Raw genomic sequence first — 16,787 nt, forward strand, 5'->3', positions numbered from 1 at the left:
GCTGAAGGACCGGGCACCGACCGGTCCACCAAGCCGCAGGTCCCGATGCACCGGAAGGCGAGCGGTCGGAAGATCCGCTCGAACACCGTCAAGGCGATCCTCGTCACCCTCCTGCTCGTGTTCACGCTGTTCCCGGCGTACTGGATGCTGTCGAGCGCGTTCGACGCGCAGGCGTCGAGCGGCGGCCAGTCCTTCTTCCCGAAGGAGTTGTCGTTCACGAACTTCGAGTCGGTCCTGACCGACGGCGGGTTCGCGGTCTTCCTCCGCAACTCCGCGATCGTCGCCGGTGCGACGGTGCTCATCTCCGCCGCCGTCGCGCTCCTGGCGTCGGTCGCGGTCGCCCGCTTCCGGTTCAAGTTCCGCACCGCGGTGCTGCTCATGATCCTCGTCGTGCAGATGGTGCCGCTCGAGGCGCTCGTGATCCCGCTGTTCGTGCAGATCCGCGACCTGCAGCTGCTCAACACGCTGCTCGGACTCATCATCGTGTACGTCGCGCTCGCACTGCCGTTCGGCATCTGGATGCTGCGCGGCTTCGTCGCGGCGGTGCCCGTGGAGCTCGAAGAGGCGGCGTTCCTCGACGGCGCCAGCTGGTGGCGAATGTTCCGCTCGATCATGCTCCCGCTCGTGGCCCCCGGCCTCGTCGCGACGAGTGTGTTCAGCTTCATCACGGCCTGGAACGAGTTCATCTTCGCGATGACCCTGCTCGGCGGCTCGACGGAGAACTACACGGTGGCCATCGGCCTCAAGCAGTTCTTCGGTCTGAACTCCAACGACTGGGGTTCGGTCATGGCGGCGTCGACCATCATCACGATCCCGGTCATGATCTTCTTCATCCTCGTGCAGCGCCGCCTCTCCGGCGGACTGGTGTCCGGAGCGGTGAAGGGATGATCGACCCCGACGTCGCGCGGCTCGTCCGGGGCGTCCTCTGGCCGGGCTTCCTCGGCCGGACCGCCCCGGACTGGCTGCTGCGCGAGCTGGACGGCGGCCTCGCGGGCGTCGTGTACTTCGGGCAGAACCTCTCCTCGGACCCCGCGGAGGTCGCGGCACTGTCGGCCGAACTCCGCGACCACAGGCCCGAGATCCTCATCGGCGTCGACGAGGAGGGCGGCAACGTCTCCCGCCTCGAGGCGCAGACGGGCTCCACCCTGCCCGGGCATGCGCAGCTCGGTGCACTCGACGACGTCGAGACGACGCGCGCGGTGGGTGCGGCACTCGCCGAGCGGCTCCACGCCGCCGGGGCGAACGTCGCCCTCGCGCCCGTCGCCGATGTGAACACCAACCCCGCGAACCCGGTCATCGGGGTGCGCTCGTTCGGCCCCACCGCCGAGCTCGTCTCCCGCCACGTCTCCGCGATGGTCGACGGTCTGCAGACCGGCGGGGTCGCCGCCTGCGTCAAGCACTACCCCGGACACGGCGACACGGCGAGTGACTCGCACCTGGATCTGCCCCGCATCGACCTGGACCTGGCGGAGCTCGAAGCCGAGCACCTGCCACCGTTCGACGCGGCGATCGCCGCCGGCGTCGCGAGTGTCATGACCGCCCACATCGTCGTCCCGGCGTTCGGTGACGCCCCGGCGACGCTCAACCCGATCCCCCTCCGTCGGCTGCGCGAAAGCGGCTTCGACGGCGTGATCATCTCCGACGCGCTCGACATGGCCGCCATCCGGTCCACCACCGGCTCAGGACGCGGCGCTGTCCTCGCCCTCGAGGCCGGCGTCGACCTGCTCTGCATCGGCAACCCGTCCAACCTCGGGCCGAAGCAGGGCGCGACGACCGACGAGGACGACTACCTCGAGGTGTTCGAGGCGGTCTGCGCCGCAGTCGCCGACGGCGAGCTCGATCGAGCGATCGTCGAGCGCGCGGCCGCCCGTGTGGCGTGGCTCGCGCGGTCCGTCAGCCCTTCCCCGGTCCCTGAGCTTGTCGAAGGGCGCTTCTCCGACGCCATCCGGCGGGTCGTGCGCGTCCGGGGCGACGTCGCCATCACGGCCTCGGCGATCACCCTCGTCGACCTCCGCGACCGACCGACGTTCGCCGTCGCCTCGGCCCACGATCCGTTCGCCGAGTCACTCGCCGAACGGTTCGACGTCACCCGGCTCGCTGCCGGCCCGAGCCTCCGGACACCGGATCCGCAGGCCGAGGCGCCCGCCTCCGATGAGCTGACCCTCCTGCTCGCGACGATCCCCGCCGACGACGGGGTCGTCCTCCTCTCGGACCGTCTCGGCGACGACACCCCGCAGCGGCTCGCGGTGGACCGCGTCGCGCTGGTCCGCCCGGACGCCGTCGTCGTGAGCGTCGGGCTGCCGATCTCCGAGGACGCCGTCCTGCCCCTGCCGGTGATCGACACGCTCGCGGCCTCCCGGGCGTCCGCCGACCGGGTCACCGAACTCCTCACCGCGGCCTCCACCGCGGCGCCGATGCGCCATCAGTACGACCAGCACCACCGGAACGGATCATGAACCACCTCGCAGCACCCGTCCTCGCCATCGATCTCGGGAAGACCTCCTGCCGCGCCCGTATCACGAGCGGATCCGACGACGACCTGACCGTCTTCGCGGAGGCCCGCGGCCACGGGGCACCGGGGCTCGCCGACCACGAGGGTGCAGAGCTGTCGGCCCGCGCAGTCCTCGAGACGGTCGCGCACCTCCCGGCCGACCTCCTCGCCGCGGTGCAGCACGTCGGGATCGGTGCCGCCGGGGTGGAGGCGGCACCGCACGAGGTCGCCGCGTTCACCGCCGAACTGCGTCTGGCGCTCGGAGCGACGATCGCCGTCGTGAACGACGCCCTGGCAGCCCACGCCGGCGCCTTCGCCGGTGGTCCCGGCACGGTACTCATCGCCGGCACCGGATCCGTCGTGTTCGACGTCGACGCCGACGGCTCCGTGAAGCAGATCGACGGTTGGGGTCCCTGGCTCGGAGACGAGGGCAGCGGTCGGTGGATCGGGCAGCAGGGCCTCGAGGCGTGCATGCGTGCCTTCGACGGGCGCGGCCCCGCGACCACCTTGCTCGCCGACGCCGAGGCGCTCATCGGGTCGATCCCCGCGCTCCCCCGCTGGGTCTCCAGCACCGGAGCACCGGCCCGCCAACTCGGCACCTTCGCGCCCACGGTCATCATCCGAGCCGAGGAGGGCGACGCCGTCGCCGCGGACATCGTCGACGCCGCCTGCGCCCACCTCGCCGTGAGCGCCGCCGCCGCCGGCACGGGCGCCGTGTGCGTCGTCGGCGGGATCGCCTCCCACCCCTACGTCGCCGCACATCTCGCGACGGCCATGCACGAGATCGGCGTCGACCTCGTCGCACCCCGCGGTGACGCGCTCGACGGAGCCAGACTCGTCGCTCTCGACACCGCGATCTCCTACGACGGAAGGGTCGTGCGCGACGATGTCCACGCAGCGTGAGAGCGCCTCGACCGGGGCCGCTGAACCCGAGCGGGACCGCATCCGCGCGGAGCTCGCCACCCTCTCGACGGAGCAGGTGAACGAGCGACACCCCGACCTCGACGCCCTCTCCACGCGGGAACTCGTCGCCGCGATGAACGAGGACAACCGTTCCGTCCCCGACGCCATCGCGGCCGTCGAACCCGAGATCGCCGAGGCCGTCGAAGCGATCGTCGAGCGCCTCCGCCGGGGCGGACGACTCGTCTACCTGGGCGCCGGGACCGCCGGACGGATGGGCATCCTCGACGCGAGCGAGGCGCCACCCACGTTCGGGACCGACCCCGGCCTCATCGTCGGGCTCATCGCGGGTGGTCCGGGCGCCATCCAGCAGGCGGTGGAGAACGCCGAGGACCGCGACGACCTCGGTCGGGCGGATCTGGAATCGCTGTCGATCACCGCGGACGACGCCGTCGTGGGTGTCTCCGCATCCGGTCGCACGCCCTACGTCCTGGGCGCGCTCGAGTTCGCGCGCTCGATCGGTGCGATCACCATCGGCCTGTCGTGCAACGCCGGCTCCCCACTCGCCCGGGACGCGGACATCGGCATCGAGGCGGTCGTCGGTCCGGAGCTCCTCACGGGATCGACCCGACTGAAGGCGGGGACGGCGCAGAAGCTCGTGCTGAACATGCTGTCGACGATCACGATGGTGCGGCTCGGGAAGACGTACCGGAACCTCATGGTCGACCTCCTCACCACGAACGAGAAGCTCCGGGCGCGGGCGGAACGCACGGTGATGTTGGCGACCGACGTCGACGCCGCCACGGCCGCGAAGACGCTCGCATCCGTGGACGGCTGGGTGAAGGCCGCTATCCTCGTCCTCGTGACCGGCATCGCCGCAGATGAAGCAGTCGCCCGCCTCCGTGGTGGCGACGGCTCCCTCAGCGCGGCCATCGCAGCGCACGCCGTCGAAGACCCGACGGGGGCCGCACCGGATGTCCACTGACGCGCTGCTCGTGCTCCGCCAGGCGATCCCTCGCCTGAGCGCCGCCGAGACGCGCGTCGCCGAGACCATCATCGGCACCCCCTCGCTCGTCGTCGAGTTGACCATCACCGAACTCGCGAAGGCGTGCGGCACCTCGCAGGCGACCGTCGCGCGGTTCTGTCAGACCATCGGGTACACCGGCTACCGGGAGTTCCGGGTGGCCGTCGCGACCTCCACGAGTCGCGAGCAGGCGGAGCGTGACCGGTTCGAGGTCGACGACGCCGACATCGACCCGGACGACTCGGTGGAGACGGTCGTCGCGAAGGTCGCGTACCAGGAGGTGCAGGCGATCGAGCTCACCGCCCGCTCGCTCGACCGCGACGCTCTGGACGCGGTCGTCGACGCCCTCCTCGTCGCCCCACGGATCGACATCATCGGCTTCGGGTCCTCGAACCTCACGGCGCAGGATCTCCACCAGAAGCTCTACCGGATCGGCATGCCGGCCAACACCTTCGTCGACGCCCACCTCGCACTGCCCTCGGCCGCCCTCCTCGGGCCCGGTGGGGTCGCCATCGGCATCTCGCACTCCGGGCTCACGGTCGAGACCGAGCAGGCGATGCAGCTCGCGCGGGCCGCCGGCGCGACGACCGTGTGCATCACGAACTTCCCCGACTCCCCCATCGCCGGCCGGTGCGACCTCGTCCTCGCGACGCAGGCGAGGGAGAGCCGATACCGCTCGGGTGCGATGTCCTCGCGCATCGCCCAGCTCGCGCTCGTCGACCTGCTCTTCATCCGCGTCGCCCAGCGTCGCTACGACGCCGCGGCGGAGTCGCTCCGCGTCACCTACGAGTCGATCCAGGACCACCGCATCGACACCTGAGTTCGGAGATCACGGCAGCAGCGAGACGCCCGTGTGCTCGGCGAGGGCGAGTAGCAGCTCGTCCTGGAACGCCTCGTCGCGGACCGCGCGGTGCGGCTCCTCGCGTCGCTGGTGGTGCCAGTAGCCGGAGGTGTCGGCGCCGCGCCCTTCGGCGAGCGCCACCTGGGTCCGGTGCCCGAGTTCCAGGTCGTCGGGCGCGTTCGGGCCGCCCATCCGTGTCGGGACCCACCCCGGGTCGACCGCGTTGCTGAACACCCCGGGACGCACTCGCGCGATGGCCGCCGCGAGGACGGTCACGAGGAGTTTGCTGTCGGAGTAGCTCGCCGTCCTCGTGGAACCCGACCAGTCGAGACCGTCGAGCGTCGCGGTACCGCCGCGGTGCATGCTGCTGCTGAGGAACACGAGTCGCCGCGCGGGGACGAGGGCGCTCAGCAGGTAGGGCGCGACCACGTTGACCGGTAGGACGGCCGCTCCGTCGAGGACGCCGGCGTTGTGGATGATCGCGTCCACGGGACCGGCAGCTGCGACCTGCTCCGCGAGCTCCTGGACGCCGTCGAGGGTGGCGAGGTCACCGGTGACGAGGTGCGCGGAGGGCTCGTCGAGCAGCCGGACCTCGTCGGCTCGGGCGAGGCTCCGGGCATGGACGAGCACCTCGTGCCCGTGCTCGACCAGCTCGGTCGCTGCACCGAGCCCCAGGCCGACGGCGGCACCGGTCACGAGGATGCGCGCCATCAGCGACCCCCTGCCCGTCCGGCCTCGCTGGTGTCGGGCTGGTTCGTGACCGCCGCAGCGTCACGCTGCTCCGCCTCCCGCTGGGACGCCGCCCAGTTCGCGAGCAACTGCAGACGCTCGGCGGACGGTGAGCCGGGCTCCGCCGTGTAGACGAGCACGACGTGGCCTGGGTCGGCCGTGATCGCGAGCTCCTCGTAGGCGAAGGTCATCTCGCCGACGATCGGGTGGTTGAACCGCTTCGTTCCCGTGCCGTGGGTGCGCACGTTGTGCGCTCCCCAGAGGGTGCGGAAGGCGTCGCTCCGGGTCGACAGCTCACCGACGAGGTCGTGCAGTCCCTTGTCGTGCGGGTCCCGGCCGGCCTCGGCACGCATGACCGACACGCACATCTCGGCGAAGACGTCCCAGTCGGGGTAGAAGTCCCGGGAGGCCGGGTCGAGGAACTGGAACCGGGCGAGGTTCGGGGTGCGCCCGCCGTCGCCGATGACCGGTGAGTAGAACGCGCGCCCGAGCTCGTTGGTGGCGAGGAGGTCCTGGTGGGTGTTGCGGACGAAGGCGATGCCGTCGGTGATCGCGTCGAGCATCCAGTGCAGGCTCGGCCGGGTCGCGGGGTTCTTGGCCGCCCGGCGACGCGGTCGACCGGAGAGCGGGACGCCGTCGGCCGCGCGGGCGAGGTCGAACAGGTGGGTGCGTTCCGCCTCGTCGAGCTGCAGCGCACGGGCGATGGCGTCGAGGACGGTCGACGACGCTCCGGCGATGGCCCCGCGCTCCAGCTTCGCGTAGTACTCGACACTGACCCCGGCGAGCGCCGCCACCTCGGATCGCCGCAGCCCGGCCACCCGTCGGTTGGGGCCCGCGGTCAAGCCGGCGAGTTCCGGGGTCAGCCGTGCCCGACGCGTCATGAGGAACTCGCGTACGTCTGCTCGATCGTCCATGCCTCCGACGATACGTCCTCGAGGCGAGCCGACAGGTGCCCTCTCGGTACACCTCTCAGGCGGGACTCCCTCCCGCGTCGCCCGGGGCGTTGACTGGTCGCCTGCACCACCCGACAGAAGGAGCACACATGCGCGCAGTCGTCATGCATTCGCCCGGCGACGTCCGGGTCGAGGACCGTCCGGACCCCGTCATCGTCGACCCGACCGACGCCGTCATCCGGCTCACGGCGACCTGCATCTGCGGGTCCGACCTGTGGCCGTACCGCGGGGTCGAGCCCGTCGACCACACGAACATGGGGCACGAGTACGTCGGTGTCGTCGAGCAGGTCGGCGAGGACGTGCGGACGGTCGCCGTCGGCGACTTCGTCGTGGGCTCCTTCGTGACCTCCGACAACACCTGTGAGATCTGTCAGGCGGGGTACCAGTCGAAGTGCGTGCACGCCGAGTTCGTGTCGGTCGCCGCGGGCACGCAGGCGCAACTCGCCCGCATCCCCCACGCTGACGGCACACTCGTGGCGACGCCGGGGCAGCCGGACGCGGAGCTCATCCCCTCGCTGCTCGCCGCGTCCGACGTGCTCGGGACGGGCTGGTTCGCCGCGGTCGCCGCCGAGGTGGGGCCGGGGAAGACGGTCGTGGTCGTCGGTGACGGGGCCGTCGGGCTCATGGGCGTCCTCGCGGCCCGGGAGCTCGGGGCGGAACGCATCATCGCGATGTCGCGTCACGCCGACCGGCAGGCGCTCGCCCGTGAGTTCGGTGCGACCGACATCGTCGAGGAGCGCGGCGCCGAGGGTGTCGCACGGATCAAGGAGCTGACCGGAGGTCTCGGCGCGCACAGCGTCATCGAGGCGGTCGGCACCGAGGAGTCCATGCTGCAGGCGATCCGCTCCACTCGCGGTGGCGGCCACGTCGGCTTCGTCGGCGTCGCCCACGAGGGTGTCTCGCTGCCGCTCGACGAGCTCTTCTTCGCCGAGGTGCACCTGCACGGTGGGCCGGCGCCGGTGCGACGGTTCCTCCCCGAGCTCATCCGGATGATCTGGGAGCGGAGGATCGACCCGGGGAAGGTCTTCGACCTCACGCTGCCACTCGAGGACGCCGCCGAGGGGTACCGGGCCATGGACGAGCGCCGTGCGATCAAGGTGCTGTTGACGCTGTGAGCCGCGCCGCACCGATCACCTCGACGCCCGACGCGCCGGTCGGGGCGTCGACCCTCCCCGCAGCCGGGACGCCCACCCGGATGCCCTGGTTCGCGCTGGCGGCCCTCGCCGCGATGGGGTTCGTCCTCGTGGCCGCGGAGACGATGCCGGCCGGGCTCCTCCCGGTCATCGCCCGGGATCTCGACACGAGCGAGGGCCTGATCGGTCAGTTCATCAGCGTATGGGCGCTCGGGACCGTGATCGTGACGGTCCCGGCGCTCGCCCTCACCCGTGGCATGCGTCGCAAGCCACTCCTCCTCGGCGCGATCGTCGGGCTGATCCTCGCGAACACCGCGACCGCAGTCGCGGGGGACGTCGTCGTCGCGCTGGTGTCGCGGTTCGTCGCCGGTGCGTTCTGCGGGGTGGTCTGGGGCATGCTCGCCGCCTACGGACGTCGCATCAGTCCGCCCGACCGTGGAGGCCTCGCACTGTCGATCGTGTCCGTCGGAGCGCCCGCCGGGCTGGCACTCGGGACACCGCTCGGCGCCTGGCTGGGCACCGCGTTCGACTGGCGCTGGGCGTTCGGAGGACTCACGGTGCTCGCGCTCGTCGTGCTCGTGTCCATCGCTGTGTTCGTACCCGACGCGGCAGGGCAGCCTCGCTCGGCACGGCTCCCGCTCCGACAGGTGCTCGTCCTGCCCGGTGTCGCGGTCGTCCTGGCGGTGATCGTCGTCTGGATGCTGGCTCACAACACCGTCTACACCTACATCTCGCCGTTCCTTCGGGCTTCGGGCACCGGGCTCGGGGCCGATCTCGTGCTGCTCGTCTACGGTGTCGCATCCATCGCGGGCATCGGTCTCACGGCGGTGCTCATCGATCGGGCTCCGCGCGCGCTGCTCCACGGGAGCGTCGCGATGTTCGTCGCGGCGGGCGCGCTGCTCCTGCTCGGCCACGTCTCGATCGTCGCCGTCCTCATTGCGACTGTCCTGTGGGGGCTGGCGTTCGGTGGCTCCTCCGCCCAGCTGCAGTCGGCGCTCACCCGATCGGGACGCGAGCAGTCGGACGTCGCAAACTCCTTCCTGCCCGTCGCGTTCAACCTCGCGATCTTCGCGGGCGGTGTCCTCGGCGCACTCCTCCTCGGCACCTTCGACGGCCTGATCCTCCCGGTCGTCATGATCGCCCTCGGACTCGCTGCGCTGCTGGTCACGGCCGTGGGACGCCGGTCGGCCTTCGCCGCGGGGTGACGCGGAGGCCGAGCCGGTGGCGGCGGTCGCGTGAGACCATCGGGCATGGCTTCCATGGACGACGCACCGCGGATCGGGGACCTCGAGGTCGACGGCGACGCACTCACCGGCGACGGCACGACACTCTCGGAGCTGGCGGACGAACTGGCCTGTGGCGTCGACGAGACCACCACCGCCGGGTCACCGCCGGCTGGTTGGCGGGTGCTCCGCCGGTTGGAGAGCGGTGCGGTGTATCTCGGTTCGCCGGTCGACGCGGACCACCGGACCTGGCGCGTGGCACAGGTGCATCCGGGAGAGCGGCCTCCGGTGGTGCGCGTGCACCCGGACACGTTGGTCGTGCGCCCGAGCCGGGCCGAGCGGCGACAGGGCTTGGTGCTGCGCTGGCCGTCGTTCGTGGAGGAGATCGCCGACCCGATGCAGCTCGTCATCGACGTCGTGAACCTCGGTCACTCTCGTTGGTCTCCGGAGGGTGATTCTTTCCACGCCATCGGAGCGCTCACGGAACCGGGCGAGGTCACATTCGGCTTCGCCTGGATGAGTTCTGCGCAGCAACGCGCGGTCCCACTCGAACCAGGTGAGTACGCTCGGATCCCCGTGCATGTGCAGGACCGCGCGACCCCGACGGAGCTCCGACAAGGGCCGTGCGACCTCCACGTCGTGGTCGTCGAACTCGGGCTCCGTCTCGCCGAGCCGCTCCGGGTCGAGCTGACCGCGGAGATGATCGCGCGTCAGGTCGCCAAACGGAACCGCCACCGACCAGATGCCGCGAGTGAGCGCCGAGCGCTCGACCGACAGATCGACGACGAGCGTGTGCGTGTCGACGCCCGTCGCTCCTGGGCCGCGATCGCTGACGTGATCGGGAGCACGATGTCGGAGAACGAGTCGATTGCGCGCATCGCGGCCGTACTCGACTGCACGACGGAGCAAGCGGCATCCGTGTACGACTCCTCACTGCGCGCGGTGGGACGGGCGGACGCCGACCGCCGTGACGAGCAACTGCGGGAACTCATCCGACAACGCGACGCCCTCGGGTGACGGCCCACCCACCGAGAGCGCAGAAGACGTCCGCTCAGGCCGCGTTTGAGAGCGTCTTGCGCACTCTCGCCGAGCGCATCAGCGCTCGCGCTCGCTCAGCCGGGCCGGATACGCTGGCGGGCGGGGCGAGACGACCGCTCGACCCACGAGGGGATGCCGGATGCTGACTGACGCACTCACCATCGTCCTGGCGGTCGTGTCGGCGCTGCTCCTCGGATTTGCCGCGCGGCGGGTGCTCGACGCCCCGGTCGGATGGCCGCGCAGCATCCTCGTCGGGCTCGTCGTGTTCGTCACCGGCCCACCGTTCGTGAACTGGCTGCTGCAACAGACCGGCCTGGTCCAGCCTGGTGAGGCCGGAGATGCTCGAGCGGCCTTCGCAGCGATCGCCGTGGCGCTGCTCGCGATCGGTTGGATCTTCGCGCTCGGCCTCGGTGTCCTCGTCGCCATCGAGGTCATCATCCCGACACGGCCGCTGATGAACCCGATCGACGTCGTCCGCTCGGCGATCAAACGACGGCGACGGACGAGGCGATACCTGCAGATCCTCACCATCGCGTCACGGCACGGCGCGGGCTGGCTCGTGCACGGCCGATCCCGCGTCCAACTCGAACTCACCACGAGTGAGCAGCGCGCCAACGCGATCATCGCAACGATCAACGACTCGGGCGTCACCTTCGTGAAGCTCGGACAGGTGCTCTCGACGAGACGCGACCTGGTCCCCGAGCCGTACCTCAGCGCCCTCGCGTCGCTGCAGTCCGAAGCGACCACGCTGCCCTGGCACGAGGTCCAGGTCGTCATCGAGACGGAACTCGGTGCTCCCATCGACACCGTGTTCGCGTCGATCGACTCCGAACCGCTCGCGGCCGCGTCCGTCGCGCAGGTGCACACCGCTGAGCTGCTCGACGGTACCCCCGTGGTCGTGAAAGTCCAGCGACCGGCCGCCCGGGTGCAGGTCGAGGCCGACGCCGACATCGTCGTCCGCCTCGCCGAGCGCGCTGAGACGCACACCAAGTTCGGGCAGGACCTCCGCCTCGCCTCCGTCGCGCGGGCCTTCACCTCGACGCTGCTCGAAGAACTCGACTACCGGATCGAAGCCCGCAACGTGGAGATGATCCGCAGCACCTTGAAGCGTCGCGAGGAGCGCGACGAGGGCGTCCGGATCACGGTGCCGCGCGTCTATCCGGCGGCCTCCGGCGCCCGCCTGCTCACCATGGACCTCGTCGACGGGTTGCCGCTCAGTCGAGCACGGGACCGCATTGCGACCATCCCGAAGGAGGAACGCGAGACCCTCGCGACCGGCCTCATGGAGGTCGTGCTCGAACAGATCCTCGTGCACGGGGTCTTCCACGCCGACCTCCACCCGGGCAACGTCATCCTGCGAGAGGACGGATCGCTCGGGCTGATCGACTTCGGGGCCGTCGGCGTCATCGAGCGCAGCCAGCGGCAGCGACTCACCGCGGTCATGCTCGCGACCGTCAGCGAGGACGACATCGCGGCGACCGACGCCCTCCTGCTCATCGTCGACCTGCCTGAGGACGCCGACCTCGACGCCCTCCGCCACGACGTGGGCATCGTCATCACGACCGAGCGCCACCGCCCGGGTGGCGACGGCTCGATCTTCAGCCGACTCCTCGACGTCATCCGGCAGCACCACATCGCGCTTCCCGGCGACCTCGCCGCCGCGTTCCGGAGCTTCGCGACCCTCGAAGGGTGCCTCAAAGCACTCGACCCCGACTTCGACATGTTCGAACAGGCCCTCCCGATGGTCCCGCGGCTCCTCCGCCGCTCGCAGTCCATCCGGCAGACGGCGGTCACCCTGCAGGCGCAGGCCGCCGTCACCGCCGCGTTGGCCCGCAACCTCCCGCGTCGACTGGACTCGCTGCTGTCCGGACTCGAGGACGGGACCGTCGGCGTGACGCTGAAGGGCTTCGCCGATGAACCGGCGAAGGGGCTCGTGGAGGGCGTGACCGCTGAGATCGTCGGAACCCTGATCTCGATCGCCGCCCTGGTGATCGCCGTGGTCCTCGTCGTCACCGGTGCCGGCCCGGTCCTCCCCGGCGGCCTACGGGTGTTCGATCTCATCGCAGCGTTCATCGGGTTCCTCGGCTTCCTGGGGCTGCTGCGCGTCCTGCGGCAGACCGTCGTCCGCAGGGGTCGGTGACCGGAGCACCCCACTGTTCACCTGACGGCGCTACCGTGATCGGGTGAGCGAGCCCCGACTGCAGCGACGCCTGGGCACGAGCGCCGCGGTGTTCATCGGCCTGGGCTCGATGATGGGCGCCGGCGTCTTCGCGGTGTTCCAGCCGGCGGCGCAGGTCGCCGGCGCGGGACTCCTGATCGGGCTCGTGATCGCCGCGGTCGTCGCCTGCTGCAACGCGATGTCCTCCGCGCAGCTCGCCGCACAACTCCCCTCGGCTGGCGGCACCTACCTCTACGGCCGCGAACTCATCGGGCCGTGGTGGGGATTCGCCGCCGGATGGAGCTTCGTGGTGGGCAAGACTGCGAGCGCCGCAGCCATGGCGGTCGCTTTCGCCGCGTATGCGGCACCGGCCGAGTGGAGTCGTCCGGTCGCCGCGCTCGCGGTCGCCCTGGTGGTCGTGACCAACTGTCTCGGGGTCACCCGCACCGCGACCGCGACCCGGGTGATCGTGGTGGCTGTCCTGCTGGTCCTCGCCGTGGTCGTCGGTTCAGGCCTCGTCGGGCCGGGGGCCGGTTCGACGGGGGTCGCGTCGCTCGGGTTCGACGCCAGCCCGCTCGCCGTACTGCAGTCGGCGGGGCTGCTGTTCTTCGCCTTCGCCGGGTACGCGCGGATCGCGACCCTCGGCGAGGAGGTCCGCGATCCGGCCAAGACGATCCCCCGCGCAATCGGGATCGCCTTCGCCGTCGCCGTGGTCGTCTACGCGGCCGTCGCGATCGTGTCGCTGCTCACGCTCGGCGCGGACGGCCTCGCGTCCAGTGCGCGACCGTTGGCCGCGGTGGTGGAGACGAACGGGTGGCCGTGGGCTGCGACGCTGGTGCGACTCGGTGCGGCGGCGGCTTGTCTCGGAGCACTGCTCGCGGTGTTCGCGGGCATCGGCCGGACCGCCTTCGCGATGGCGAGGACCGGCGACCTGCCGCGCGCCCTCGACGCGGTGCACCCGCGCTTCGCGACCCCCTACCGCGCGGAACTGCTCATCGGGGCGGTCGTCATCGTCCTCGTCCTGCTCGTCGACCTCCGGAGCGCGATCGGGTTCTCCTCGTTCGGCGTCCTGCTCTACTACGTGGTCGCCAACGTCGCGGCGTACCGCCAGACGCGCGAGCACCGACGGTACCCGCGGGCGGTGAGCGTGTTCGGCGCCGTCGGTTGCGTGGTCCTCATGTTCACGCTGCCGCCGACGTCGGTCATCGTGGGCACGGTGGTCGTGCTCCTCGGCTTTGCCGGGCGGGCGATGCTGGCACCTCGACAAGCTCGGTGACCGGGGTCAGGCTCGGTGACCGAAATCGGTCCCTGCCCTTCGACACGCTCGGGATCCGCGTGTCGAAGGGTCGACCGGCTACAGCTGCGCGGAGAGCCGGAAGATGTTCTCGACGGCCAGCTCGGCGGCGATCGCGTCGCCGGCCTCGACCGCCTCGCGGAGCGCCGGGTAGCCCTGCTCCTTGGCAGCCCAGTCGGTGTTCTCCTCGGTGCGCGTCGCGGAGGACCGGTAGGTGAGGCCGTCGATGATGTCCTTGGTCGCCGCGACGAGCGTGGCGTTCGGGCAGGCGGCGATGAACGCGTCGAAGAGCTCCCAGCTGAGTCGCCCGTGCTCGGCGATGTCGCGCTGCTCGACGACCACGATCACCTGGTTGATCGAGCGGACGAGCGCCTTCTTCTGCGTCGCGCCGAGGCCGGGGACGGTGACGCGGACGACACCGCCGAGCATCGCGCCCAGCGTCTGCATGACCTCGGTGCGCTGCGCCGGGTCGGGCAGGGCGACGCGGGTGTACCGCTGTGCGGCCATCTCGATGAGGCCGACGCGGGCGAGGTCGTTGAGGGCCTCGCGGATCGGCGTGCGGGAGATCCCGAGCCAGGACTGCAGTTCGCCGTCGTTGAGGTGCTCGCCGGGCTCGAGGGTGCCGTCGAAGATGGCCGTGCGGATGCGCTCGACGGCGACCTCGCGGAGTGAACGACGCTCGACGGGCGGGTTGGCTGAGGGCACGGGCATGCGGGTTCTCCTTCGTCGGCGAATGCTATGCCATCAGCGTACCGAATATCAGCGGATCCACCCGGGGTTGACGGGAGATTCGACGACACCTGACGGGCGGGGTCTCCGCGCGGACATCGCCGGGACGCCCTCCCGCAGGCGGCTAGTCCTGAGGGATCAGCGGGACGATGTCGCGGCTCGGCGGCACGACCTCGCCGCTCTTACTGCCGCCGATGACCTTGCCCTCGGGGCGGTCGTAGACGAGGTCGAACTCGGTCTCATCGGTGCGCACCCAGGCGCCGATCCAGCCGGTCGCCGTCTCACCGGCCGGTGTCGCCTGGAGGAGCGAGTAGCCGGCGGACGCCATCGGGGCCTTCAGCTCTTCGGGCGTTCCGAGGCCGAGCGTCACGTAGTCGAGGTTGACGGCGCGGGTGGTGACGGAGACCCGGTACGGGAAGACGCTGCCGCCGTACTCGTCGCCGGCTTCGAGTCGGACCTGCACGAGCATCGGACGCAGGCCGTCGGTGGTGCCGGCAGGCGCCGGGAAGTCGTCGACGATCGCGAGGGCGGTCACCTTCGTACCGTCGACGTCGTCGGTGAGCGTCTGCTCCTGGAGCGGCGTGCTCGGCGGCTGCGACACCGACGGCGTCGGCGAGGCGGAGGATCGGCCTGCTTCCGACGAGGAGCCGGTGGAGCAACCGGTGAGGGCGATGGCAGCGACCGTGAGAGCAGCGGCCAGGGTCGTTCGACGAGAACTGATGCGCATGACTCAATTCTGCCAGACGCGCCCTGGTGCGATTCGTCGCCGGGTGGCCGGTCGCGGGTGACGCGGTCGGGCTCCAGAAATGTGCCGGGCGGCCTTCTCGCAGAACCGGCGACGGGCGCTCGCGCTGCAGTCGCTCAGACGGCGCCGCCGAAGTAGACCTCGACCTCCCGGACAGTGCCGTCGACGACGCGAGTCGCCTCCATATTGCGGTACGTCTTCCCGTGCACCACGTACTCGTAGCGGTGGAGGACGATGCCGTCGGTCTCGACGATCTGGAGCGTCATGCCGGGGGTGTCGAAGTGGTCGGCGCTCGGAAAGCAGCGTTCGAGCCAGGCAGCGCGGTCGAGGTGATCGTCCTGCGGGCTCGTGAAGACGAAGTCCGCGTGCATGAGCGCCTCGGCAGCAGCCCGATCCTGCTCTCGGAACGCCCGCATGAACGCCTGAACCGTATCGATCGCCGATGAACGCATGCGGTGATCCTACGCGCGGGCCTGGCGCTGCGGTCGGGGAAGGTGTTCGCGTGGGGCCCTCGATACATTCGGGGACCGACTGCCGGCGTTTCGATCCCTGCGCCGGTCGCGGGGCCAGCTTGAACCTCCCGCAACGCTCTTCGACAACCGCGGAGCCTCGCTCCGTGAGCCTGTCGAAGGACCCACGAGCAACCTTCCCGCCACCCCCGCGCCCGAGCACCTGTCCCGCGGGCCTGGCGTCAGGCCAGCCATCGGACGTCCGTTCTCCAACTCGGCGACGGGCCTGCTGATCCCTCACGCCCCACGCCTCGACAACCGCGGAGACCTGTTCCCTGAGCTTGTCGAAGGACCCCCGAGCAACCTCCCTCACCGCACCTCGACCGGCTCGGCGACCGCGTCACGGCCGGTCCCTGAGCTTGTCGAAGGGCGCCCCGAGGAAGCATCAACTGTCGGATAAATACCCAGATCAGGGGCTGATTCGGTGCGCGTTCGAATGTCAGTGGTCCGTGTTTGGATGGATCCATGACCAGCACCGCACCGAACCCGCTCGCCGCCGCGGCCGGGTTCGATGCGGTCTGGCAGGGCGCGCTCGATGCGATCCGTCCGGGCTCGGGTGTCGCGGAGCAGCTCGAGAACATGAACGACGAGGCGGTCCTCCGGGTCCTCGACGAACTCGGTGCCGTGCAGCACGCGGTCGAGGTCCTCGCCGCCCGCGCCACCGGTGCAATCGCGTTGCGGCCGTCGCCTTCCCGCCGCGATGGCACGCTCGTGCGCGCCGCCGGTTACGCCAACCCGGGCGTCATGGTGTCCGAGCGGTGGCGGGTGGCACGCGCCCGCGGCGCGGCGATCGCGGAGGTCGGTGCTGCGATCACGCAGCCGCGCGGGCTGCTCGGCGAGTTGGAGGAGTGCCCGTTCCCCACGGTCGCCGCCGCCCTCGAACCGACACCCGGTTCCGACGCCACAACCGCCCAGGCCGACGGACCCAGCGGGTCATCCTCCTCGGCCACCACGGATGGTGACGCATCCGCTGCCCTCGGCAGCCCGTCGGCACCCCTCAGCGTCGATGGTGCCGCGGTC

The 16,787-nt window shown here is 70.8% G+C and carries 16 protein-coding genes; 11 read left to right on the forward strand and 5 right to left on the reverse strand.

Annotated elements, in window-relative coordinates; genetic code table 11:
• Nucleotides 1-45: 45 nt before the first annotated feature.
• The 5 genes from IFU30_RS17570 to IFU30_RS17590 are packed head-to-tail and all read left to right on the forward strand — an operon-like array spanning nucleotide 46 to nucleotide 5,235.
• Nucleotides 46-888, forward strand: coding sequence for a carbohydrate ABC transporter permease (locus IFU30_RS17570; protein ID WP_079706980.1), 843 nt, complete (start codon nucleotides 46-48; stop codon nucleotides 886-888).
• Nucleotides 885-2,456, forward strand: coding sequence for a glycoside hydrolase family 3 protein (locus tag IFU30_RS20120; protein ID WP_197977609.1), 1,572 nt, complete (start codon nucleotides 885-887; stop codon nucleotides 2,454-2,456). The genes IFU30_RS17570 and IFU30_RS20120 overlap by 4 nt, the downstream gene beginning before the upstream one ends.
• Complete coding sequence (locus IFU30_RS17580; protein WP_192006400.1) at nucleotides 2,453-3,394, forward strand: N-acetylglucosamine kinase; 942 nt, start codon at nucleotides 2,453-2,455, stop codon at nucleotides 3,392-3,394. Before IFU30_RS20120 ends, IFU30_RS17580 begins: the two co-directional genes overlap by 4 nt.
• A complete protein-coding gene (murQ, locus tag IFU30_RS17585) occupies nucleotides 3,378-4,376 on the forward strand; it encodes an N-acetylmuramic acid 6-phosphate etherase (RefSeq protein ID WP_192006402.1) in 999 nt (332 codons plus the stop codon). The genes IFU30_RS17580 and murQ overlap by 17 nt, the downstream gene beginning before the upstream one ends.
• Nucleotides 4,366-5,235, forward strand: a complete 870-nt coding sequence (locus tag IFU30_RS17590; RefSeq protein ID WP_191942058.1) for a MurR/RpiR family transcriptional regulator — start codon at nucleotides 4,366-4,368, stop codon at nucleotides 5,233-5,235. Before murQ ends, IFU30_RS17590 begins: the two co-directional genes overlap by 11 nt.
• A 9-nt stretch (nucleotides 5,236-5,244) precedes the next feature.
• Here the strand turns inward: IFU30_RS17590 and IFU30_RS17595 are convergent, their stop codons facing one another.
• Together IFU30_RS17595 and IFU30_RS17600 are read right to left on the reverse strand one after the other, a co-directional pair.
• Complete coding sequence (locus IFU30_RS17595; protein ID WP_159876247.1) at nucleotides 5,245-5,967, reverse strand: SDR family NAD(P)-dependent oxidoreductase; 723 nt, start codon at nucleotides 5,965-5,967, stop codon at nucleotides 5,245-5,247.
• Nucleotides 5,967-6,899, reverse strand: coding sequence for a helix-turn-helix domain-containing protein (locus IFU30_RS17600; RefSeq protein WP_192006404.1), 933 nt, complete (start codon nucleotides 6,897-6,899; stop codon nucleotides 5,967-5,969). Before IFU30_RS17600 ends, IFU30_RS17595 begins: the two co-directional genes overlap by 1 nt.
• 128 nt (nucleotides 6,900-7,027) lie before the next feature.
• On the opposite strand from IFU30_RS17600, the gene IFU30_RS17605 reads away from it, so the two are divergent.
• The 5 genes from IFU30_RS17605 to IFU30_RS17625 all read left to right on the forward strand — a co-directional run bounded on the left by IFU30_RS17605 (nucleotide 7,028) and on the right by IFU30_RS17625 (nucleotide 13,766).
• Complete coding sequence (locus IFU30_RS17605) at nucleotides 7,028-8,053, forward strand: zinc-dependent alcohol dehydrogenase family protein (RefSeq protein ID WP_192006406.1); 1,026 nt, start codon at nucleotides 7,028-7,030, stop codon at nucleotides 8,051-8,053.
• Nucleotides 8,050-9,276: an MFS transporter gene (locus tag IFU30_RS17610; protein ID WP_342450892.1), complete on the forward strand. Its 1,227-nt coding sequence runs from the start codon at nucleotides 8,050-8,052 to the stop codon at nucleotides 9,274-9,276. Before IFU30_RS17605 ends, IFU30_RS17610 begins: the two co-directional genes overlap by 4 nt.
• Nucleotides 9,277-9,321: 45 nt before the next feature.
• Nucleotides 9,322-10,311, forward strand: a complete 990-nt coding sequence (locus IFU30_RS17615) for a hypothetical protein (RefSeq protein WP_192006409.1) — start codon at nucleotides 9,322-9,324, stop codon at nucleotides 10,309-10,311.
• A gap of 160 nt (nucleotides 10,312-10,471) precedes the next feature.
• The gene (locus IFU30_RS17620; protein WP_124767668.1) at nucleotides 10,472-12,472 is read left to right on the forward strand and encodes an ABC1 kinase family protein; all 2,001 of its coding nucleotides are present in this window, start codon (nucleotides 10,472-10,474) and stop codon (nucleotides 12,470-12,472) included.
• Between the two features lie 43 nt (nucleotides 12,473-12,515).
• Nucleotides 12,516-13,766, forward strand: coding sequence for an amino acid permease (locus IFU30_RS17625; protein WP_192006411.1), 1,251 nt, complete (start codon nucleotides 12,516-12,518; stop codon nucleotides 13,764-13,766).
• Between the two features lie 78 nt (nucleotides 13,767-13,844).
• On the opposite strand, the gene IFU30_RS17630 is transcribed toward IFU30_RS17625, so the two are convergent.
• The 3 genes from IFU30_RS17630 to IFU30_RS17640 all read right to left on the reverse strand — a co-directional run bounded on the left by IFU30_RS17630 (nucleotide 13,845) and on the right by IFU30_RS17640 (nucleotide 15,710).
• Nucleotides 13,845-14,495 carry a GntR family transcriptional regulator gene (locus IFU30_RS17630; RefSeq protein ID WP_124767670.1) on the reverse strand — a complete coding sequence of 217 codons (651 nt, stop codon included), beginning with the start codon at nucleotides 14,493-14,495 and terminating at the stop codon, nucleotides 13,845-13,847.
• Between the two features lie 142 nt (nucleotides 14,496-14,637).
• Nucleotides 14,638-15,240, reverse strand: a complete 603-nt coding sequence (locus tag IFU30_RS17635; RefSeq protein WP_192006413.1) for a hypothetical protein — start codon at nucleotides 15,238-15,240, stop codon at nucleotides 14,638-14,640.
• A 134-nt stretch (nucleotides 15,241-15,374) separates the two neighbouring features.
• Nucleotides 15,375-15,710, reverse strand: a complete 336-nt coding sequence (locus IFU30_RS17640; protein WP_192006415.1) for a nuclear transport factor 2 family protein — start codon at nucleotides 15,708-15,710, stop codon at nucleotides 15,375-15,377.
• Between the two features lie 522 nt (nucleotides 15,711-16,232).
• Between IFU30_RS17640 and IFU30_RS17645 the strand changes: the two genes are divergently transcribed.
• Nucleotides 16,233-16,787: hypothetical protein (locus tag IFU30_RS17645; protein WP_192006417.1), on the forward strand; the 555-nt coding region annotated here is incomplete at its 3' end.

Origin of the sequence: Plantibacter sp. CFBP 8798, from assembly GCF_014841195.1 — a bacterium.
In the GTDB taxonomy this organism is placed as follows: domain Bacteria; phylum Actinomycetota; class Actinomycetes; order Actinomycetales; family Microbacteriaceae; genus Plantibacter; species Plantibacter auratus.